Origin of the sequence: Pseudomonas sp. H1h, assembly GCF_000633255.1 — a bacterium.
GTDB lineage: Bacteria > Pseudomonadota > Gammaproteobacteria > Pseudomonadales > Pseudomonadaceae > Aquipseudomonas.
On record NZ_AYMJ01000023.1, the window covers coordinates 16,156 to 37,137 of the forward strand.

Consider the following 20,982-nt stretch of genomic DNA (forward strand, 5'->3'; position numbering starts at 1 on the left):
TGTCAGATGACATACCTGTATCTGACCCACCGTGTTCGCGAGCAGGCTCGCTCCCACAAAGTGATGTGGTGAATTCGACATTACGGGCAAAAAAATGCCGCTCATCTGAGCGGCATTTTTGTCGGCGCCAGGCTTACTCGGCTTCCACCGCGTTCTTCGCCAGAATCGCATTCGCCAGTTCCATGTCCGTGGCCTGCAGGCCCGGGTTGTCGGCGCGGACTTTCTGCATCGCTGCTTCCAGGTACGGCCCACGGATGCCGCCGTCGCTGGCGACGAAGCTGCCGGCATCGTCCTGCGCGGCAACGATCAGCTTGTGATCCTTGAAGGTCAGGTAGGTCGAACCGGTGGTGGCACCGGACGAGATGACGTTACGCCAAAAGCTGTCGGCCATCGCTGAACCAACGGGAAGGGACAGCAAGGCAAGGGTGGCGACAGCAAGTTTCAGACGCATGATTGAGTGACTCCTGGGGGGTTAACTACGGCGTTGGATTGCGATTTCCCCGATCCGGTTCCGTCGTGGCCTATTTCTGCTCGCTCTGCGGTGTTACCCGCAGCACTTCTTCAAGGGTAGTCAGCCCCGCCGCGACCTTCTGCGCACCCGACAGGCGCAGGCTGCGCATGCCTTCCTTGAAGGCTTGCCGGCGGATGGCGGTGAGGTCGGTGTCCGGGGTGATGAGTGCTTTGAGGCTGTCGCTCAGTTGCATGATTTCGTAGACCCCGGCGCGCCCGCGATAACCGGTGTCGCGGCACTCCAGGCAACCGATCGCGCGTTGCGCATTGCCCGGCAAGGGGGCTTGCCACGGGCGGGTCAGGGTTTGCCAGTCTTCCTCTTCCAGCGTCAGCGGCGCCTTGCAGTGCGGGCATAAAGTTCGCACCAGCCGCTGGGCCATGACCCCGAGCACCGTGGCCTTGATCAGATAATGCGGCACGCCTAGTTCGAGCAGGCGGCTGATCGCGCTGGGCGCATCGTTGGTGTGCAGGGTCGACAACACCAGGTGTCCGGTGAGCGCGGCCTGAATCGCCATTTCGGCAGTCTCCAGATCGCGGATCTCGCCGATCATGATGATGTCCGGGTCCTGTCGCATCAACGCGCGTACCCCGGCGGCGAAGCTCAGGTCGATGTTGTGCTGCACCTGCATCTGGTTGAACGCCGGCTCGACCATTTCGATCGGGTCTTCGATGGTGCAGAGGTTGATCTCCGGCGTCGCCAGCTTCTTCAGCGTGGTGTAGAGCGTGGTGGTCTTGCCTGAACCGGTCGGCCCGGTGACCAGAATGATGCCGTTGGGCTGACGGGTCATGTCCTGCCAGCGGCGCAGGTCGTCGGCGGAGAAGCCCAACTGATCGAAGTCCTTGAGCAGCACTTCCGGGTCAAAAATCCGCATGACCATTTTTTCGCCGAACGCGGTGGGCAGGGTCGACAGACGCAACTCGACCTCGCCACCGTCCGGAGTCTTGGTCTTGACCCGGCCGTCCTGGGGTTTACGCTTCTCGGCGACATTCATCCGCCCGAGGCTTTTCAGGCGGCTGACGATCGCCATCGTCACCTGCGGCGGGAATTGATAGACGTTGTGCAGCACGCCGTCGATGCGAAAACGCACCGTGCCCTGTTCGCGGCGCGGTTCGATGTGGATATCGCTGGCGCGCTGCTGGAAGGCGTACTGGAACAGCCAGTCGACGATGTTGACGATGTGTGCATCGTTGGCGTCCGGCTCCTGATCGCTGGCACCCAGGTTGAGCAGTTGCTCGAAGTTGCCGAGGTTGCCGCTGTGCTGGTCGGCACTGTTGGCGCCGCTGACCGATTTGGCGAGGCGGAAGAACTCGACGCTGAAGCGCTGGATGTCCACCGGGTTGGCGACCACCCGTTTGATCGGCAGCTTCAGCACGTGGGTCAGGTCAGCCTCCCAGCCGGTGACGTAGGGCTGGGCGCTGGCGACGACCACGGCATCGCGGTCGACCGCCACGGCAAGGATCTTGTGCCGCTGGGCAAACGCGTAAGACATCAGCGGAGTGATCGCGGCAACGTTGATCTTCAACGGGTCGATGCGCAGATACGGCTGGCCGGCCTGTTGGGCCAGCCACAGGGTCAGGCTTTCCAGGTCCAGGTGTTTGCCCGGACGGCTGAGGTCGTCCAGCTGCTGGCTGGCGATGAACTCCAGCGGATGTGGCTGGCCGTGGGTCGCGTGGCGGCGGCGGGCGTTGAGCGCCTGCTCCGCCGAGTCCTGGCTGATGAAACCCTGGGCGACCAGTTCACGCAGTACATCGTTGAGATCCAGCCAGCGGTCCTGAGTGGCAAGTTGAACGGACATGCGGGCTCCTTTTGAACGACAGTTCGCAAAGGATAGTCGTGGCCTCGCAGACCGTTGGGCCACTACCCGACAAAGCCGTTGCCGGATTTGTCAGCCCGCCGCTTGCGCGGGCGTATTCCACGCCGCGTCGGCGTTTTGCAGGTTCACCGAGCAGACGCTGATCAGGTTACGAAGTTTTTCCGCAATCACTTCGGCGCGATGCCAGCTCAGTCCGTCGATAGTCATATCGATCGACAGCAGATCGTCCAGGCGCTCGGCGTTGACCTGGACGGGCGTCAGAAATTGCAGCGCAAACAGATTCAGCACCCGCACCAAAAGATCCGGTTCAGCCTCGGCAAGAATCTGATATTGCGCCAGGCAATGGGCATTGCTCACGTTCCAGACGTCGGCGCGGGTCGGCGTGCTGTTCACGGCTTCAAGGTGCGGCATGGCAAGTCTCCAAAATCACTGGAGAAATTTTTACATTCGGTGTCGGGTATTTCTTGGCTAAAATCGGTGTTATTGGCGATCGATCGAAAAGATCAATTCGTAATATCTGGCATTTGAGGTTTTTCTATGCACAGCGAGCTGGACAGTTACGACCGCAGGATACTCGCTCTGCTGCAAGAGGACGCTTCGCTGTCCAGCGCACAGATCGCCGAACAGGTGGGCCTGTCGCAGTCGCCGTGCTGGCGGCGGATTCAGCGGATGAAGGAGGAGGGGATCATTCGTGGTCAGGTGACTTTGCTTGATCGCAAGAAGATCGGCCTGAACACGCAGATCTTCGCCGAGATCAAACTCAACGCCCACGGGCGTTCGAACTTCACCGAATTCACCGAGGCGATTCGTGGCTTTCCGGAGGTTTTGGAGTGTTATGTGCTGATGGGGGCGGTGGATTTTCTGTTGCGCATTGTCGCGGCGGATATCGAGGCGTATGAGCGGTTCTTCTTTGAGAAGCTGTCGCTGGTGCCGGGGATACAGGAAGTGAACTCGATTGTGGCGCTGTCGGAGATCAAGTCCACAACGAGCCTGCCAGTCATGCGTTGATTGTGCAGGCCGCTTCGTCGGATCGCCGCCCGGAGCCGGCGCGCTCCCACCGTTGGAATGCAATCCCCTGTGGGAGCGAGCCTGCTCGCGAAAGCTGTGTTACATGCGCAGCAGCATTTTCCAGGCACGATTCTGGTAAACCGCAATCGCCTGCTGCTTGCGCGCATCGAGCAGTTCGTCAGTGATCGTCGGCTCGTTTGCCAGTTGCGCCAGTTTGTTCAGCTCGCCGTACAGGCGATCCATTTCCGGGATCTCCAGCACGTTGCGCGCGTGGTGCAGCCAGACCTGGATGCGCTCGATGCGCGGCAGTTGCTCGGCCAGATCTTCCGGTTGCTGTTGATAACGCTGCAATTGCAGGGACGTAGCCTCTTCGCCCAACAGACGTGGCAACCAGCTGTGCAGTTGCGCGGCGCCCTGACGATTGCCACGAGTGTTGCGCTCGGCGGTCCAGGTGCGGGCCAGCAGCCAGCGCGACGCGGTCAGCGAGAACAGGCCCCAGCGCGGGTCTTCCAATTCTTCGAGGAACTGCTCCGGCGCCGCCTTGCGCACGTCTTCGTCTTCGATGCCGACCTGAACCAGCGGGCGCCAGTCTTCGAGCAATGCATCGAGTGCCACACGCAAGTCGTGCGTCGCAGGACGCGGTGCAGCCTGACCGAGGCTGCTAAGCAGGGCGCGCATTTCCGCGAGGTTCTCGACCCAGTCCAGCAGCAGGCGCCAGTGGCCGTTGAAACGGTATTGTTCAGCCAGACGCTGGCTGCTGCCGAGCAGGTGCCAGCAGAGCGCGGCGAAGGCGTCGTCCAGTTGGGTTTCCGGCGTCAGCTGCGGCGCTGGCAGGCTCAGCGAATAGCTGTTGGCGTCGTACAGACGGTAGCCGCGTTCGGCCTTACTGATGTCGCACGGCATCAGGGCCAGGGTTTCGGCCAGTTCAGCGGCCAGTTCCAGCAGTGCCGCCGGCTCGCCTTCGCGCAGTTCCAGTTCCAGCTCGCAGATTTCTTCTTTCTGTTTGCCGACCACTACGTGGCCGAGGTCCAGTGCGGCTTCGATGACCACCTTGGCCTTGCCGCGGCCCCAGGCGATTTCGGCGCGCTCGCGGACGAAGTCGGTGGTGAAGATCGGCTTCAGGGTTTTCTTGTCGAGCTCGGCCAGCGACTCGGGCCAGCATTCGCCGTCGAGTTTCTTCACGTCGAGCTTGGCTTTGGGCAACTTCCAGTCGTACTCGTTACGCTCGGACAGACCGGCAACGCTCTGGCCGCGGGTCTTGAGGGTCTGAATCACTTCGTCACCGTCCTTGCGCAGACGCAGGGCGACTTTGGCCTGGGCCAGATCGCGCTCGGGGGTGTCGAAGTACTGGTTCATCAACTCACGGCGTTCCCAGCCATTTTTGTTGCGTTTTTTCAGTAACGGGTGCTCGCGCAGGGCGGCGAGGGTTTCGCGGCTGACGCGGAGTTTGATTTCGGTTTCTTTCTGCATGGCCGGAAAATCCAGGATCGGGAGCGCAGCCGGGGGAATGTGTGGCTGCCAAGGCCGTGCAGTGTACAGGACTGATACGTCCTACGCCCTGCGGCGGTTTATTCCTGGCGCCGGATGGCTCTATGATGGACTTCAAATCGGGAGTTGGAGTCAGCGATGCCTTTGCCATCCATGCAAGACCAGTTCGCTGCACTGATCGCCGCACCTTCGGTCAGTTGCACCCAACCGAGTCTGGATCAGTCCAACCGGGCGGTGATCGATTTGCTCGCCGGTTGGCTGGGTGATCTGGGCTTCAGCTGCGATATCCAGCAGGTCAGCCCCGGTAAATTCAACCTGCTCGCCAGTTTCGGCAGCGGCCCCGGCGGCCTGGTCCTGGCCGGGCACAGCGATACCGTTCCTTATGACGATGCGCTGTGGCAGACCGATCCGCTGAAGCTCACCGAAGTCGACGGCCGCTGGGTCGGGCTGGGCAGTTGCGACATGAAGGGCTTTTTTGCCCTGATCATCGAAGCCGTGCAGCCACTGCTTGACCAGCCATTCAAGCAACCGCTGCTGATCCTCGCCACCTGTGATGAAGAAAGCTCGATGTCCGGTGCCCGGGCGCTGGCCGAGGCCGGTCGTCCGATTGGGCGCGCGGCGGTGATCGGCGAGCCGACCGGGCTCAAGCCGATCCGCATGCACAAAGGCATCATGATGGAGCGCATCGACATTCTCGGGCAGAGCGGCCATTCGTCGGATCCGCGCCTGGGCCACAGCGCCCTCGAAGCGATGCACGACGCCATCGGCGAACTGCGCGGCCTGCGCCTGTTGTGGCAGCGCGAGTTCAACAACCCGCAATTCAGCGTGCCGCAACCGACCATGAACTTCGGCTGCATCCATGGCGGTGACAACCCCAACCGCATTTGCGGCCAGTGTTCGCTGGAATTCGACCTGCGCCCGCTGCCGGGCATGGACCCCAAAGTCCTGCGTGCGGAGATTCTGCGCAAGCTCAATCCGGTGGCCGAGCGGCATCAGGTGAAGATCGATTACAAACCGTTGTTCCCGGAAGTGCCGTCGTTTGAGCAGGCCGAAGACGCCGAATTGGTGCGCATCGCTGAAAAGCTCACCGGTCACCGCGCCGAAGCAGTAGCGTTTGGCACCGAAGCGCCTTATCTTCAGCGCCTTGGCTGCGAAACCATCGTGCTCGGCCCCGGCGACATCGCCTGTGCACATCAGCCCGGCGAGTACCTTGAAATGTCACGTTTGCAGCCTACCGTGCAGCTATTGCGGCAGTTGATTGAACATTACTGCCTCACGACTGACGAACGTTGATGCCCCCTGTGGGAGCGGGCTTGCTCGCGAAGACGGAGTGTCAGGTCCATCCATGTCGATTGACACGACGCCTTCGCGAGCAAGCCTGTCCTCACAGGAGGGACTGTGTTTTGCCAGACCAAACGCTGTAAATTGCCAGCACCCCAACCCGTATTCATGAGGAGAGCGCGCGTGTCGCCAAGCCTGTTCCGACGATAACCATCAGCCCGCTGTGCGTTTTCCGTTTCGCCCTTTTTCCGGCTGCTATTTATTACAGGCCCAGGTTCATGCCCGAATACGTCAATTGGCTTCGTCACGCGTCCCCTTACATCAATGCCCACCGCGATTGCACCTTTGTCGTCATGCTGCCCGGCGACGGCGTGGAGCACCCGAACTTCGGCAACATCGTCCACGACCTCGTGCTGTTGCACAGCCTTGGCGTGCGTCTGGTGCTGGTCCATGGTTCGCGCCCGCAGATTGAAACCCGCCTCGCCGCCCGTGGCCTGACCCCGCACTACCACCACGGCATGCGCATCACCGATGCGGCGACGCTGGAGTGCGTGATCGACGCGGTTGGCCAGTTGCGCATCGCCATCGAAGCGCGGCTGTCGATGGACATGGCCTCGTCGCCAATGCAGGGCTCGCGCCTGCGGGTAGCCAGCGGCAACCTGGTCACGGCGCGGCCGATCGGCGTGCTGGAAGGTGTCGACTATCACCACACCGGCGAAGTGCGCCGGGTCGACCGCAAAGGCATCAATCGTCTGCTCGACGAGCGCTCGATCGTGCTGCTCTCGCCGTTGGGCTATTCGCCGACCGGTGAAATCTTCAACCTGGCCTGCGAAGACGTCGCCACCCGCGCCGCCATCGATCTGGGCGCTGACAAATTGCTGCTGTTTGGGGCCGACCTCGGTCTGATCGACGAGAACGGCAAACTGGTGCGCGAACTGCGTCCGCAACAGGTGCCGGCGCATCTGCAGCGTCTGGGCAGCAGCAACTATCAGGCAGAACTGTTGGATGCTGCCGCCGAGGCCTGCCGTGGCGGTGTCGCGCGTAGCCATATCGTCAGCTATGCCGAAGACGGCGCGCTGCTGACCGAACTGTTTACCCGTGACGGTGGCGGTACGCTGGTTGCGCAAGAGCAATTCGAACGGGTGCGCGAGGCGGCGATTGAAGACGTCGGCGGTTTGCTCGACTTGATCAGCCCGCTGGAAGAGCAGGGGATTCTGGTGCGTCGCTCGCGTGAAGTGCTGGAGCGTGAGATCGAGCAGTTCAGCGTGGTCGAGCGAGAAGGCATGATCATCGCCTGTGCGGCGCTGTATCAGATTGCCGATTCGGATGCCGGTGAACTGGCGTGCCTGGCGGTAAACCCTGAGTACCGGCATGGCGGTCGCGGTGATGAGTTGCTGGAACGCATCGAAACCCGGGCCCGGGCGCAAGGCCTGAAAACCCTGTTCGTCCTCACCACTCGCACCGCGCACTGGTTCCGCGAACGCGGTTTCGAGCCGAGCAGCGTCGAGCGCCTGCCTGCGGCGCGGGCGTCGCTTTACAACTATCAGCGCAACTCGAAAATCTTCGAAAAGACCCTCTGACAGCATGTGAGGACTTTTGTGGCGAGGGGATGAATCCCCTCACCACATATTCAATTGTTTTCGGTTACAAACTTTGCACTCACGTAAGGCGAGTAATCCGGCAGCACCGTCTCAACCTTGCCCTGTTCCTTCAAAAACTTCGCCGTTTCACCAATCGCCTTGGCCGTGCCGCCATCCAGCAGCGCGGCAGTTTGCTGCGCCTTGGCATCCGGGAAGGCCGAACCGGCCAGCAACTCCGGCACGTCTGCGGCATTGGCGCCGGTCAGTTTGGCGATTTTCTGCACCGGTTCCGAGTCTGCCGTCCAGCTGTCTTTATGGCTGGCGTAATCGGCAAACGCGTCTAGAGTGACCTTGGCAAATTTGGCCACCACCTCAGGATGTTTCTCGGCGTAGTCCTTGCGTGCGACCCAGACTTCAAAGGTCGGCGCGCCCCATTGGCCGACTTGTGCAGCATCGGTCAGGGTCTTGCCGGTCTTGCGGATTTCTCCCAATGCCGGCGACCAGACAAACGCGCCGTCAATGTCGCCGCGCTTCCACGCCGCGGCGATTTCCGCGGGCTGCAGGTTCACCACTTTGACTTTGCGGGTGTCCAGGCCCCAGTGCTTGAGTGCGCCGAGCAGGCTGTAGTGGGAGGTGGAGACAAAGGGTGTGGCGATGGTCTTGCCGACCAGATCCTGCGGGGTGTTGATCCCGCTGCCATTGCGTACCACCAAGGCTTCGGCGGCATTGATCTGCGCTGAAACAATGAACGCGACGATCGGCAGATTGCGCGAAGCAGCCGCTGCCAAAGGGCTGGAGCCAAGATTGCCGATCTGCACATCGCCCGATGCAATGGCTGTCACAACTTCCGGGCCACTATTGAAGCGTCGCCAGTCGATCTGCTGGCCGATGGTTTTCTCGTAGGTGCCATCAGCCTGAGGAACTTTGCTCGGGTCGATACCGGTTTGATAGCCAACAGTGAGGTTGGCGGCTTGGGCGGAGAAAGAAATTATTACCGACACACAAACTGTAACAAATTGACTAGATAGTGCCCGTTTGGCCATGATGGCGTCGCCTTTTGGATAGGGTTTGACGTGATTTGGAAACGTCAACGCTAATCGATCTAAAAATAGGCGAACAAATACCATTTAGTAATTAGCTTAGTAGCCGATATCCTGTGTTGCGCTGCAGGTGGCCACTACTGGGCCATATACTCAGATGATATAAAAAAGAATGAAATAATTCTTTTTGGGGTTATCAGGAAAGTCAGTACTGTGCAGGGACCCAAATACTGCGATTAGACCTTGGTCGTAGACACACAAGGTTACGATTGACTTGTCAGTCACGCTCTGGCGCTAATCGCGAACCTACGGATCCGGGCATTCGACCAGGACCAGGAACACAAGAATTAGAAACGAGAGGAGCTTTACATGAACAAGTCCACCTTGGCCCTGGCTGTGGCCGTAGGGGTTTTGGCGCAGCAGGCAGGCGCCGCCGGTTTCATCGAAGACAGCAAGGCCACTCTGGGCCTGCGCAACTTCTACATCAACACCGACAACCGTGACGGCACTGGCCCGAACAAGAACGAAGAGTGGGGCCAAGGCTTCGATCTGCGTTTCATCTCGGGTTACACCCAAGGCACCGTGCAGTTCGGTGTTGACGCGATCGGCCTGTACGGCGTGCGTCTGGATTCCAGCCCGGCCAAGAGCGGCAACGCCGCTGGTACGTCGTCGGGTGGCACTGTGTTCCCAAGCGACGGCAACAGCGCTGTGAATGACTTCGCCAGCCTGGGCGTGACCGGCAAGGTCAAGATCTCTCAGACCGAGCTGAAGGTCGGTACCCTGATGCCGAACAACCCGGTCATCAAGTACAACGACGGTCGTCTGCTGCCGCAAACTTTCCAGGGCGAAGCGATCACCTCGAACGAATTCAAGGACCTGACTCTGACTGCCGGTCAGGTTGAGGCCGTGAAAGGTCGTAACTCCAGCAACAACGAGAACATGTCGATTGCCGGCGCGAACGCTGGTTCGAACTACGACAAGGGCGTGTTCAGCAACAAGTTCTACTACGGTGGTGCTGACTACAAGATCAACAAAGATCTGACCGCTTCGTACTACTACGGCGAGCTGAAAGACTTCTACTCGCAGAACTTCCTGGGTCTGGTACACAACTGGGGCATCGGCCCGGGCGTACTGAAAAGCGACCTGCGTTACTACCGCAGCCGTGACAACGGTGCCAACGGCGATACTTCTGCCTACTACACCAGCGGTTACTACGGTGGCAAAACCGTCAAGGGCAAGGTCGACAACGACCTGTACAGCTACCTGGCACTGTACTCGGTTGAAGGTCACACCTTCGGTGCCGGCTACCAGTACACCAAGGGCGACAGCGATTTCCCTTGGCTGAACCAGGGTGACGGCTCGTCCAACAGCACCATCACCGACATGCAGATCCAGAAGTTCGCCCGTGCTGGCGAGCGTACCTGGCAGGCTCGCTACGGCTACGATTTCGCCAAGATCGGCGTTCCTGGTCTGACCGCCAACCTGATCTACCTGCGTGGCAACAACATCGACACCCCGCTGGGCGAAAAAACCGAGTGGGAACGTGACCTGACCGTTGGTTACGTGATCCCTGAAGGCCCGCTGAAAAACCTCGGCGTAGCCTGGAAAAACGCTATGTGGCGTACCGACCTGGCGAACACCCGTTCCCAGGACGAAAACCGCCTGATCGTCAGCTACTCGATCCCGCTGCTGTAATAGCGCGTTCAAGCTGCTGATGTAAAAAAGCCCCGTCCGGCACCGTGCCGGACGGGGCTTTTGCATTTTCGAGTCAGACTCACCCCCGTAAGCCCTTCCCGAAATTCCCCTCTTTGCAGCTACTCAAGGCCTTCTCGAACCTTGAGAGCGATGTTCGTCGTGATGCCGGCGAGCGTCCAGTGAACGATGTTTAATATTCCTTTAGATTCTAGATATCTAGTTATTTATTCTTTTTCATGATGGCGAATCCCGAGCTACAGTTGAGTTCTCCAACAACTCATCAGGAGCAGCACCATGAGCCTCAGACTCGGCGACATCGCCCCCGACTTCGAACAGGATTCCAGCGCCGGCAAGATTCGTTTCCACGAGTGGCTGGGCGATAGCTGGGGCGTGCTGTTCTCCCACCCGGCCGACTTCACCCCGGTGTGCACCACCGAGCTGGGCTTCACCGCCAAGCTCAAGGATGAGTTCAGCAAGCGCGGCGTCAAAGCCATTGCGCTGTCGGTCGATCCGGTGGACTCGCACCACAAGTGGATCGAGGACATCAACGAAACCCAGAATACGATCGTCAACTTCCCGATCCTGGCCGATGCCGACCGCAAGGTCTCCGATCTCTATGACCTGATCCACCCGAACGCCAGCGACACGCTGACCGTGCGTTCGCTGTTCGTGATTGATCCGAACAAGAAGATCCGCCTGACCATCACCTACCCGGCGAGCACCGGGCGCAACTTCCACGAGATCTTGCGGGTAATCGATTCGTTGCAGCTCACCGACAACTACAAGGTGGCTACACCCGCCAACTGGCAGGACGGTGAAGAGGTGGTGATCGTGCCGTCGCTCAAGGATGAAGACGAGATCAAGCGACGCTTCCCGAAAGGCTATCGCGCGGTGAAGCCGTATCTGCGCCTGACACCACAGCCGAACAAGTAAGGCAGTGAGATTTGCGGTGTAGCCGCCAGCGCTTTCGCGAGCAGGCTCGCTCCCACAGGGGGTTGCATTTCAAATGTGGGAGCGAGCCTGCTCGCGAAGGCGCTAGGCAGTACAAAACAGAATTCAGAACCACAAAGCAGGGGATTTCAGGCCGTTTCCACGGCCTGTTTTTTTGCCCGCTGAAAAGCAAATCCTATATCGCTTAAATGCATAACCAAATGAATAAATATGATTTATGGATATATAAATCAGCTGGTAAGGTCACTCCATCGAAGCGAGATCGCAACCTGCGAATCGCCTGTAACGCGCAAGGAATCGTCTGAATGCTGGTCGTCTCACTCGGTGGCAGTCCCAGCCAACGCTCCCGCTCTGGAGTGTTGCTGGAGCGCTCGCAACGCTGGTTGCAGGAGCAGGGGGTGGAAGTGGTGAGTTATCAGGTCAGGGACTTCCCGGCCGAAGACCTGCTCCACGCCCGCTTCGACAGCCCGAAGGTGCTCGACCTGCTGGCCCAGATTGAAAGCGCCGACGGTCTGCTGATTGCCACCCCGGTCTACAAAGCGTCGTTTTCCGGCGCGCTGAAGACCGTGCTGGACCTGCTGCCCGAGCGCGCCCTGAACCACAAGATTGTTTTGCCGATGGCCACCGGCGGCAGCATCGCCCACATGCTGGTGGTCGATTACGCCCTCAAACCGGTGCTGTCGGCGTTGAAAGCGCAGGAAATGCTGCAGGGCATTTTCGCCGAGGACAGCCAGATCGCGTACGGCGAAGGCAGTGCCCAGGCGCAACTGGCGCCGGCGCTGGAGCAGCGTCTGCATGAAGCGCTGGACCAGTTTGTCAGTGCCATGGCCCGCCGGCCGAAACCGCTGGAGCCGGGCTTGTTGAATGAACGTTTGTTGAGTGCTCGCTGGAGCATTTAAGCCTCATCGAAATTGAAGTACTGGCCTTACTCGCCCGCCAACGGGCAAGCAGGTGCAGCCACAACCCAACAGCAAAAAGGAGAGCGCTATGCGCACTGTACTTTTGCGTCGTGGTCTGGTCGCTCTGTTTGCTGCGGCTGTCACCTTCGGCGCCATCACTCAAGCTCAAGCGCTTTCTGCCCATGAAGGCGTGCTGCGGATCGGTTATCAGAAATACGGCACGCTGGTGCTGCTCAAAGCCAAAGGCACCCTGGAAAAGCGTCTGGCCGCTCAAGGCGTCGACGTGCAATGGACCGAATTCCCCGGTGGCCCGCAACTGCTTGAAGGCCTGAATGTCGGCTCGATCGACTTCGGCGTCACTGGCGAAACCCCGCCAGTGTTCGCCCAGGCCGCTGGCGCCGATCTGCTCTACGTCGCTTACGAGCCACCCGCACCGAACAGCGAAGCGATCCTCGTGCCGAAAGACTCGCCGATCAAATCGGTGGCGGATCTGAAAGGCAAGAAAATCGCCCTGAACAAAGGCTCCAACGTCCACTACCTGCTGGTGCGCGCGCTGGAAGATGCCGGCCTCAAATACACCGACATCCAGACCGTGTTCCTGCCGCCGGCCGATGCCCGCGCCGCATTCGAACGTGGCAGCGTCGACGCCTGGGTGATCTGGGACCCGTACCAGGCCGCCGCCGAGCAACAGCTGCAAGCGCACACCCTGCGCGACGGCAAAGGCATCGTCGACAACCACCAGTTCTATCTCGCGACCAAACCTTACGCAGAGAAAAATCCTCAGGTGATCAAGACCCTCGTGGAGGAAGTGCGCGCGGTCGGCGAGTGGTCCAAAGCCAACCCTGAAGACGTGACTCAACAGGTCGCGCCGCTGCTCGGCCTGCCGGCGGACATCACCCTGACCTCGGTGAAACGCCAAGGCTACGGTGCGCTGTTCCTGACCCCGGAAGTGGTCGCCGCGCAACAGAAAATCGCTGACACGTTCTTCCAGCTCAAGCTGATTCCCAAGCCGCTGAGCATCAAGGATGTGATCTGGACACCACCAGCCGCTGTGGCCCAAAGCTCGGTTACCCAAGCCCAGTAATTCGAATCCCCAAGGAGACCACTCCATGAGCCTCAACATCTTCTGGTTCCTGCCTACCCACGGCGACGGCCATTACCTTGGCACCGCCGAAGGCGCTCGCGCCGTCGACCACGGTTATCTGCAACAGGTCGCGCAAGCGGCGGATCGTCTGGGTTTCGGCGGTGTGCTGATTCCCACCGGGCGTTCCTGCGAAGACTCGTGGCTGGTGGCCGCGTCGCTGATCCCGGTGACTCAGCGTCTGAAGTTCCTCGTTGCCCTGCGCCCCGGGATCATTTCCCCGACGGTCGCGGCGCGGCAGGCGGCCACGCTGGATCGCCTGTCCGGCGGCCGTGCGCTGTTCAATCTGGTGACCGGCGGTGACCCGGAAGAGTTGGCCGGCGACGGTCTGTTCCTCAGTCACGAGGAGCGCTATCAGGCCTCGGTGGAATTCACCCGCATCTGGCGTCGGGTGCTGGAAGGTGAAACCGTTGATTACGACGGCCAACACATCAGCGTGAAAGGCGCCAAGCTGCTCTATCCACCGATCCAGCAACCGCGTCCGCCGTTGTACTTCGGTGGGTCGTCGGAAGCGGCGCAGGACCTGGCCGCCGAACAGGTCGAGATGGTCCTGACCTGGGGCGAGCCGCCCGCAGCGGTGGCCGAGAAGATTGAGCAGGTTCGCGCCAAAGCCGCCAAGCTCGGACGCACCGTACGCTTCGGCATTCGTCTGCATGTGATCGTCCGCGAAACCAACGCTGAAGCCTGGCAGGCGGCAGACCGACTGATCTCGCACCTGGATGACGACACCATTGCTCGCGCTCAAGCGTCGCTGGCGCGTTTCGATTCGGTTGGTCAGCAACGCATGGCCGCGCTGCACGGCGGCAGTCGCGACAATCTCGAAGTCAGCCCGAACCTGTGGGCTGGCGTCGGTCTGGTGCGCGGTGGTGCCGGCACGGCGCTGGTCGGCGATGGCCCGACTGTGGCGGCGCGCGTGAAGGAATACGCGGATCTCGGTATCGATACCTTCATCTTCTCCGGTTATCCACACCTCGAAGAGTCGTATCGGGTCGCCGAATTGCTGTTTCCGCACCTTGATGTCGAGCGCCCGGAACTGCCGAAAAGCGCCGGCTACGTCAGCCCGTTTGGCGAGATGGTCGCCAACGACATTCTTCCCAAAGCCGCGTCGCAGAGCTGAGGCGCGCCATGAAGAAAATCATCCACAACCTCGCGCCCTGGGCGTTGCCGGTGTTGTTGCTGGCGGTGTGGCAGTTGTCGGTGTCGGCCGGTTGGTTGTCGACGCGGATCCTGCCGGCGCCGGTGGCGGTGATCGAGGCCGGTGTCAGTCTGGTGCGCAGTGGCGAGATCTGGACGCACCTGGCAATCAGCGGCTGGCGCGCGGCGCTGGGCTTCACCATCGGCGGCAGCATCGGTCTGGCGCTGGGCTTCATCACCGGCCTGTCGAAGTGGGGCGAACGCTTGCTCGACAGCTCGGTGCAGATGATCCGCAACGTGCCGCACCTGGCGCTGATTCCATTGGTGATCCTGTGGTTCGGCATCGACGAGTCGGCGAAGATTTTCCTGGTGGCGTTGGGCACCTTGTTCCCGATCTACCTCAACACGTACCACGGCATCCGCAACGTCGACCCGGCGCTGGTAGAGATGGCGCGCAGTTATGGCTTGAGTGGTTTCAGCCTGTTCTGGCAGGTGATTCTGCCGGGCGCGCTGCCTTCGATTCTGGTCGGTGTGCGCTTCGCGCTGGGCTTCATGTGGCTGACGCTGATCGTTGCCGAAACCATTTCCGCCAGCTCCGGCATTGGATACCTGGCAATGAATGCCCGCGAGTTTTTGCAGACCGACGTGGTGGTGCTGGCGATCCTGCTTTACGCGGTGCTCGGCAAACTCGCTGACCTCGCTGCCCGTGGACTTGAGCGCGTCTGGCTGCGCTGGCATCCGGCCTATCAGGTTGCCAAGGGAGGTGCGGCATGACTGCTCAACAACCTCCACGCCTGCTGCGCGGAATTCCGCTGGTGGTGCGCAACCTGCAGAAAACCTTCGGTGCGCGGCAGGTGCTGCGCAACATCGACCTGCACATTCCGGCGGGGCAATTCGTCGCGGTGGTCGGGCGCAGCGGTTGCGGCAAGAGCACCTTGCTGCGTTTGCTCGCCGGCCTCGACCAACCGACTGGCGGCGACCTGCTGGCCGGCGCCGCAGCGCTGAGTGATGCGCGGGAAGACACCCGGCTGATGTTTCAGGAAGCACGGCTGCTGCCGTGGAAAAAGATCATCGACAACGTCGGTCTCGGCCTCAAGGGCAACTGGCGTCCGCAGGCCCTGCAAGCGCTGGAATCGGTCGGTCTGGCCGATCGCGCCAACGAGTGGCCGGCCGCCTTGTCCGGTGGGCAGAAGCAGCGCGTGGCCTTGGCCCGGGCGCTGATCCACCAACCGCGCCTGCTGCTGCTCGACGAGCCGCTGGGTGCGCTGGACGCCCTGACCCGGATCGAGATGCAGCAACTGATTGAGCGTTTGTGGCAGCAGCACGGCTTCACGGTGCTGCTGGTGACCCACGATGTCAGCGAAGCGGTGGCGATTGCCGACCGAGTGATTCTGATCGAGGACGGCGAAGTCGGTCTCGATCTGCACGTGGAGCTGCCGCGCCCTCGGGTGCGTGGTTCGCACCGACTGGCGGCGCTGGAAACCGAAGTGCTCAACCGTGTTCTGTCCCTGCCCGGTGAACCGCCCGAGCCGGAACCTGTTTCACCCCTGCCTACGCAATTGCGTTGGGCGCAATGAAGCAGCTTCGAGCGTCAAGCGACAAGCCTCAAGTAAAAGCGCTGTGCTTTTGCTTGCCGCTTGAAACTTGCAACTTGCAGCTTATTTCGACCCCAGGAGAAATATCATGACTATCAAAGCCATCAACGTGCGCAACCAGTTCAAAGGCTCGATCAAAGAGATCGTTCTCGGCGACGTGCTGTCGGAAATCGACGTGCAGACCGCCTCCGGTATCGTCACTTCGGTGATCACCACCCGTTCGGTCAAGGAGCTGGAACTGGTGGTGGGCAGCGAGGTGATCGCCTTTGTGAAATCCACCGAGGTGTCGATCGCCAAGTTGTAAGCCTGTGGAAAAAAACAAACCCCGGAGGGCGTGAGCCCTTCGGGGTTTTTTGTGCCTGACTGGACATCGGCGGCGCGGCCTTCGCGAGCAGGCTCGCTCCCACAGGGAACCGCATTCCAAATGGGGGAGCGGGCTTGCTCGCGAAGAGGCCGGTCAGGACGCTAAAGAATTCTCTTGGGTAAATATGGCGGCAGATACAGGCCGATATAAGCATCAAACACCCGCATCCCTTCCTCCGCCATGCGCGGCGTGATCTGGCCATGCTGCTGCACCGAGCGCGCATACACGCGGTCACCCAGTTCCATCGCCAGCGCAAACACATCGACATCGTTCGGCAGTCGCGGCAATTCGAAGTGGTGGTCGAACAGCTTGTGCATCAGGTCGCCCAGTTCGATGTCGTGCTGCCGGTCGGCCTGGGTCACTTCGGTCAGGCCATGCTGGGCGAGGATCAACTGGCGGGCGGCGGCGTCTTCGTCATAGATCTCCAGCATCCGCTCCTCGACCAGCCGCGACAGGTCGCGCCAGTCGCGCAGGGCATCGTGGTCGATCGGCGCTTGCAGGCAGGCGCGAAACGCCGCATGCACGTCGGCGGTCAGCGCTTCGAGCAGCGCCGGCACACTGGCGAAGAAGTGGTACACGGAGGAGGGCGGAATCTGCGCGCGTTCGGCCACGCTGTAGATCGACAGGCTGGCCACGCCCTCCGCGGCCAGCAGCGTGCGCGCGGCGTCGAGTATCGAATCGATTCGCGCCTGGCTGCGGGCACGGGGTTTGCGGACGGGGGCGGGACGCGTCATGGAAGTCTCCTGCGGGGCAGCGGGCATTGTACGAGCCGAGCCGTGTGTTGTCTGCCAGGACGCCTTCGGGAGCAAGCCCCCTTCCACAGTTGATCTCTATCTACAAAAAATCCCTGTTCGCTGTAGACGCCTGTGGGAGGGGGCTTGCTCCCAAACCGCCGAAAACGGCCATTCAGATCAGAATTGCGCCATAAAAAAACGCCGCGGGCTGCAATAGCCAACGGCGTTGTTTCTGACACGACAACCGCTTACACAGTATGCAGATACCAGTTGTACTCGAGGTCGGAGATGGAGTGTTCGAACTCCTCCAGCTCGCTCTCTTTACAGGCGACGAAGATATCGATGTATTTCGGATCGATGTACTTGGCCATCACCTCGCTGTCGTCCAGCTCACGCAGGGCGTCGCGCAAGTTGTTCGGCAGGCTTTGTTCGTTCTGCTCGTAGCTGTTGCCTTCGACCGGAGCGCCCGGTTCGATCTTGTTCACCAGGCCGTGATGCACACCGGCCAGGACCGAAGCCATCAGCAGGTACGGGTTGGCGTCGGCGCCGGCTACGCGGTGTTCGATTCGCACGGCATCGGCAGAGCCGGTCGGTACGCGGATCGCCACGGTGCGGTTGTCCAGGCCCCAGCACGGCGAGTTCGGCACATAGAACTGCGCGCCGAAACGACGGTAAGAGTTGACGTTCGGGCAGAGGAAAGCCATCTGCGCCGGCAGGGTCTCGAGCACACCGCCGATCGCGTGACGCAGCGCGGCGTTCTGCTCGGGATCCTCGCTTGCAAAGATGTTCTTGCCATCTTTGTCGAGCACCGAGATGTGGACATGCAGACCGTTACCTGCCTGACCCGGGTACGGCTTGGCCATGAAGGTGGTGTCCATTTCATGGTCGTAGGCGATGTTCTTGATCAGACGCTTGAGCAGTACCGCGTAGTCGCAAGCCTTGATCGGGTCGGCGACGTGGTGCAGGTTCACTTCGAACTGCGCCGGGGCACTTTCCTTGACGATGGCGTCGGCCGGGATGCCTTGCTCTTTGGCACCTTCCAGAATGTCCTGGAGGCAGTCGACGTATTCGTCGAGGTCGTCGATCAGGTAAACCTGAGTCGAGTGCGGACGTTTGCCGGAGATCGGCGAGCGTGGTGGCTGCGGACGGCCGTTCACGTTTTCCTGGTCGATCAGGTAGAACTCGAGTTCGAATGCGGCGCAGATGGTCAAGCCCAGCTCGTCAAACTTTGCAACAACTTGACGGAGCACTTCGCGCGGATCGGCGAAGAACGGGTCACCTTCGAGTTCGTGCATGGTCATCAACAGTTGCGCGGTAGGACGCTTCTGCCATGGCTCGTTGCACAGGGTGTCGGGGATTGGATAGCAGATCCGGTCGGCGTCGCCGATGTCCAGACCCAGGCCGGTGCTTTCCACCGTAGAGCCATTGATATCCAGAGCAAATAGAGAGGCCGGCAGGTTGATGCCTTTCTCGTAAACCTTGTGGAGGCTGGTGCGTTCGATGCGCTTGCCGCGCACCACACCATTCATATCCGCAATCAGAAGGTCAACGTACAGAACCTCAGGATGTTCCTTAAGGAACGCGTTCGCTTCGTTAAGCTGAACGGCACGCGGGGGTACCGACATGATGCAACACCTTTGTTGTTAAAAATATCAATCATTGATCTTTTCTGGTTTCAGTCAACCCGAACGGCATGCCGAAGTCAAGCGAGGCCTTTTTTGCCCTAAAAAAGCGCTGCAAGGGCATTTATGGGGCACTTTGGGGCGGTTTTGCTCCCTTTGGACGCTTGGCACCCGCGGGCTTGAGCAGGCCGTGTTGTATTTTTTACGGGGGTGTTGTGTAAAAAAATGAACAAGGCTAAGCTCGGATCAAACCCATAACAGCAATAATACCGGGGTGCTTCATGTCTCGCCTGCCGTTAATCGGCATCACCGACTGCTCGCAACAGTCCGGTCTGCATGCTCAACACATCAGTGGCGACAAATCCGTCCGTAGCGCAGCCAGCAAGGCTCGCGGTCTGTCGACGATGTTCTCGTCGGCAGCAGCCAGAACGGCAGCGTCCGTTATTCTGGACGTACGGCCAAGCATCCTGTTTATGGCGTCTCCTTCCAATATAGATCTCTTTGAGTCCCAAAGCCTGTGCCGCTTGACAAGCCGTGCTCGTGATTCTGCACGCCTTGAATGTGCACAGGAAATGCAACGCCAGCGTAAAGGGCAGGTAAGCTCCTCTTTCATTGTCTATGCGCGGTGCCAGGCGTAAGCCGGCACTGCGCGCAAGCAAGCCCCCTTTAACGCGACGCCACGGCGTCAAACTTTGCCTGACACGATGTCAGGAGACTCAGCCCAGAGGCATTTATGAGTAACAACCTCGACCAGCTCACCGATTGGTTGAAAGACCACAAGATCACAGAAGTCGAATGCATGATCGGCGACCTGACCGGTATCACCCGGGGCAAGATCTCGCCGACCAACAAGTTCATCGCCGAAAAAGGCATGCGCCTTCCGGAAAGCGTGCTGTTGCAGACCGTGACCGGCGACTACGTCGAAGACGACATCTATTACGAACTGCTCGACCCGGCCGACATCGACATGATCTGCCGCCCCGACCAGAACGCCGTGTATCTGGTGCCATGGGCCATCGAGCCGACCGCCCAGGTGATCCACGACACCTACGACAAGCAAGGCAACCCGATCGAGCTGTCGCCGCGCAACGTCCTCAAGAAAGTCCTGAAACTCTATGCCGACAAGGGCTGGCAGCCGATCGTGGCGCCGGAAATGGAGTTCTACCTGACCAAGCGCAGTGACGACCCTGACTATCCGTTGCAGCCGCCGATTGGCCGTTCGGGCCGTCCGGAAATCGGTCGTCAGTCGTTCTCCATCGAAGCGGCGAACGAATTCGACCCGCTGTTCGAAGACGTCTACGACTGGTGCGAACTGCAGGAACTGGACCTCGACACGCTGATCCACGAGGACGGCACGGCGCAGATGGAAATCAACTTCCGTCACGGTGACGCCCTGTCGCTGGCCGACCAGATCCTGGTGTTCAAGCGCACCATGCGTGAAGCCGCGCTCAAGCACGACGTGGCCGCAACCTTCATGGCCAAGCCGATGACCGGTGAGCCGGGCAGTGCGATGCACTTGCACCAGAGCATCATCGACATCGAGACCGGCAAGAACGTGTTCTCCAATGAAGACGGGACCATGAGCCAGCTGTTCCTGCACCACATCGGTGGCCTGCAGAAACTGATCCCGGAGTTGCTGCCGCTGTTCGCGCCGAACGTCAACTCGTTCCGCCGCTTCCTGCCGGATACCTCGGCGCCGGTGAACGTGGAATGGGGCGAAGAGAACCGCACCGTGGGCCTGCGCGTACCGGATGCCGGCCCGCAGAACCGCCGCGTGGAAAACCGCCTGCCGGGCGCCGACGCCAACCCGTACCTGGCGATCGCCGCGAGCCTGCTCTGCGGTTACATCGGCATGGTCGAGGGGCTCAACCCGAGCGCACCGGTGGTCGGTCGTGGCTATGAACGCCGCAACCTGCGCCTGCCGCTGACCATCGAGGACGCCCTGGAGCGCATGGAAAACAGCACCACCGTCGAGAAATACCTCGGCAAGACTTTCATCACAGGCTACGTCGCGGTCAAGCGGGCCGAGCATGAAAACTTCAAGCGCGTGATCAGTTCCTGGGAGCGTGAGTACCTGCTCTTCGCCGTCTGATACGCCGGGCGCGGCTGTCAGCAGCCGCGCCTTC

Annotated in this window: 19 protein-coding genes; 12 read left to right on the plus strand and 7 right to left on the minus strand. The window is 60.5% G+C overall.

From position 1 onward, the window contains the following. Positions 1 to 133: 133 nt before the first annotated feature. From U862_RS0119870 to U862_RS0119880, 3 genes are all read right to left on the minus strand, one after another. Complete coding sequence (locus U862_RS0119870) at positions 134 to 451, minus strand: DUF2388 domain-containing protein (protein WP_025112013.1); 318 nt, start codon at positions 449 to 451, stop codon at positions 134 to 136. Positions 452 to 521: 70 nt separating this feature from the next. Continuing rightward, a complete protein-coding gene (locus U862_RS0119875; protein ID WP_025112014.1) occupies positions 522 to 2,306 on the minus strand; it encodes a GspE/PulE family protein in 1,785 nt (594 codons plus the stop codon). 90 nt (positions 2,307 to 2,396) lie between these two features. After that, a complete protein-coding gene (locus U862_RS0119880; protein ID WP_025112015.1) occupies positions 2,397 to 2,735 on the minus strand; it encodes a hypothetical protein in 339 nt (112 codons plus the stop codon). Positions 2,736 to 2,861: 126 nt separating this feature from the next. Between U862_RS0119880 and U862_RS0119885 the strand changes: the two genes are divergently transcribed. Next, positions 2,862 to 3,332, plus strand: coding sequence for an Lrp/AsnC family transcriptional regulator (locus U862_RS0119885; RefSeq protein ID WP_025112016.1), 471 nt, complete (start codon positions 2,862 to 2,864; stop codon positions 3,330 to 3,332). A gap of 99 nt (positions 3,333 to 3,431) precedes the next feature. On the opposite strand, the gene U862_RS0119890 is transcribed toward U862_RS0119885, so the two are convergent. Beyond that, positions 3,432 to 4,802, minus strand: coding sequence for an inorganic triphosphatase (locus U862_RS0119890; RefSeq protein WP_025112017.1), 1,371 nt, complete (start codon positions 4,800 to 4,802; stop codon positions 3,432 to 3,434). Positions 4,803 to 4,958: 156 nt separating this feature from the next. Here U862_RS0119890 and argE point away from each other — a divergent pair, with 156 nt between their 5' ends. Both argE and argA read left to right on the plus strand, forming a co-directional pair. After that, positions 4,959 to 6,113, plus strand: coding sequence for an acetylornithine deacetylase (argE, locus tag U862_RS0119895; protein WP_025112018.1), 1,155 nt, complete (start codon positions 4,959 to 4,961; stop codon positions 6,111 to 6,113). Positions 6,114 to 6,379: 266 nt separating this feature from the next. After that, the gene (argA, locus tag U862_RS0119900; RefSeq protein ID WP_025112019.1) at positions 6,380 to 7,681 is read left to right on the plus strand and encodes an amino-acid N-acetyltransferase; all 1,302 of its coding nucleotides are present in this window, start codon (positions 6,380 to 6,382) and stop codon (positions 7,679 to 7,681) included. A gap of 50 nt (positions 7,682 to 7,731) precedes the next feature. Here argA and tauA read toward each other — a convergent pair whose 3' ends face one another. Further along, positions 7,732 to 8,724, minus strand: a complete 993-nt coding sequence (gene tauA, locus U862_RS0119905) for a taurine ABC transporter substrate-binding protein (protein WP_029977741.1) — start codon at positions 8,722 to 8,724, stop codon at positions 7,732 to 7,734. A 366-nt stretch (positions 8,725 to 9,090) separates the two neighbouring features. Here tauA and U862_RS0119910 point away from each other — a divergent pair, with 366 nt between their 5' ends. From U862_RS0119910 to U862_RS0119945, 8 genes are all read left to right on the plus strand, one after another. Beyond that, positions 9,091 to 10,416: an OprD family porin gene (locus U862_RS0119910; RefSeq protein WP_025112021.1), complete on the plus strand. Its 1,326-nt coding sequence runs from the start codon at positions 9,091 to 9,093 to the stop codon at positions 10,414 to 10,416. Positions 10,417 to 10,710: 294 nt separating this feature from the next. Then, positions 10,711 to 11,349 (plus strand): peroxiredoxin, encoded by a 639-nt coding sequence (locus tag U862_RS0119915; protein WP_025112022.1) that lies wholly within the window; start codon positions 10,711 to 10,713, stop codon positions 11,347 to 11,349. 323 nt (positions 11,350 to 11,672) lie between these two features. Next, positions 11,673 to 12,266, plus strand: a complete 594-nt coding sequence (ssuE, locus tag U862_RS0119920) for an NADPH-dependent FMN reductase (RefSeq protein WP_025112023.1) — start codon at positions 11,673 to 11,675, stop codon at positions 12,264 to 12,266. Between the two features lie 88 nt (positions 12,267 to 12,354). Further along, positions 12,355 to 13,350 (plus strand): sulfonate ABC transporter substrate-binding protein, encoded by a 996-nt coding sequence (locus U862_RS0119925; protein ID WP_025112024.1) that lies wholly within the window; start codon positions 12,355 to 12,357, stop codon positions 13,348 to 13,350. A gap of 25 nt (positions 13,351 to 13,375) precedes the next feature. After that, positions 13,376 to 14,524 (plus strand): FMNH2-dependent alkanesulfonate monooxygenase, encoded by a 1,149-nt coding sequence (ssuD, locus tag U862_RS0119930; RefSeq protein ID WP_025112025.1) that lies wholly within the window; start codon positions 13,376 to 13,378, stop codon positions 14,522 to 14,524. Between the two features lie 8 nt (positions 14,525 to 14,532). Then, complete coding sequence (ssuC, locus tag U862_RS0119935) at positions 14,533 to 15,315, plus strand: aliphatic sulfonate ABC transporter permease SsuC (RefSeq protein ID WP_025112026.1); 783 nt, start codon at positions 14,533 to 14,535, stop codon at positions 15,313 to 15,315. Continuing rightward, positions 15,312 to 16,118, plus strand: a complete 807-nt coding sequence (ssuB, locus tag U862_RS0119940) for an aliphatic sulfonates ABC transporter ATP-binding protein (protein ID WP_025112027.1) — start codon at positions 15,312 to 15,314, stop codon at positions 16,116 to 16,118. Before ssuC ends, ssuB begins: the two co-directional genes overlap by 4 nt. 106 nt (positions 16,119 to 16,224) lie before the next feature. Then, positions 16,225 to 16,440 carry a molybdopterin-binding protein gene (locus tag U862_RS0119945; protein ID WP_003229256.1) on the plus strand — a complete coding sequence of 72 codons (216 nt, stop codon included), beginning with the start codon at positions 16,225 to 16,227 and terminating at the stop codon, positions 16,438 to 16,440. A gap of 161 nt (positions 16,441 to 16,601) precedes the next feature. Here U862_RS0119945 and U862_RS0119950 read toward each other — a convergent pair whose 3' ends face one another. Both U862_RS0119950 and U862_RS0119955 read right to left on the minus strand, forming a co-directional pair. After that, a complete protein-coding gene (locus U862_RS0119950; protein WP_025112028.1) occupies positions 16,602 to 17,234 on the minus strand; it encodes a TetR/AcrR family transcriptional regulator in 633 nt (210 codons plus the stop codon). Between the two features lie 248 nt (positions 17,235 to 17,482). Next, positions 17,483 to 18,859, minus strand: a complete 1,377-nt coding sequence (locus U862_RS0119955) for a glutamine synthetase family protein (RefSeq protein ID WP_003229254.1) — start codon at positions 18,857 to 18,859, stop codon at positions 17,483 to 17,485. 730 nt (positions 18,860 to 19,589) lie between these two features. On the opposite strand from U862_RS0119955, the gene U862_RS0119960 reads away from it, so the two are divergent. Next, positions 19,590 to 20,948 (plus strand): glutamine synthetase family protein, encoded by a 1,359-nt coding sequence (locus U862_RS0119960; protein ID WP_025112029.1) that lies wholly within the window; start codon positions 19,590 to 19,592, stop codon positions 20,946 to 20,948. The last annotated feature ends 34 nt before the right edge of the window (positions 20,949 to 20,982 follow it).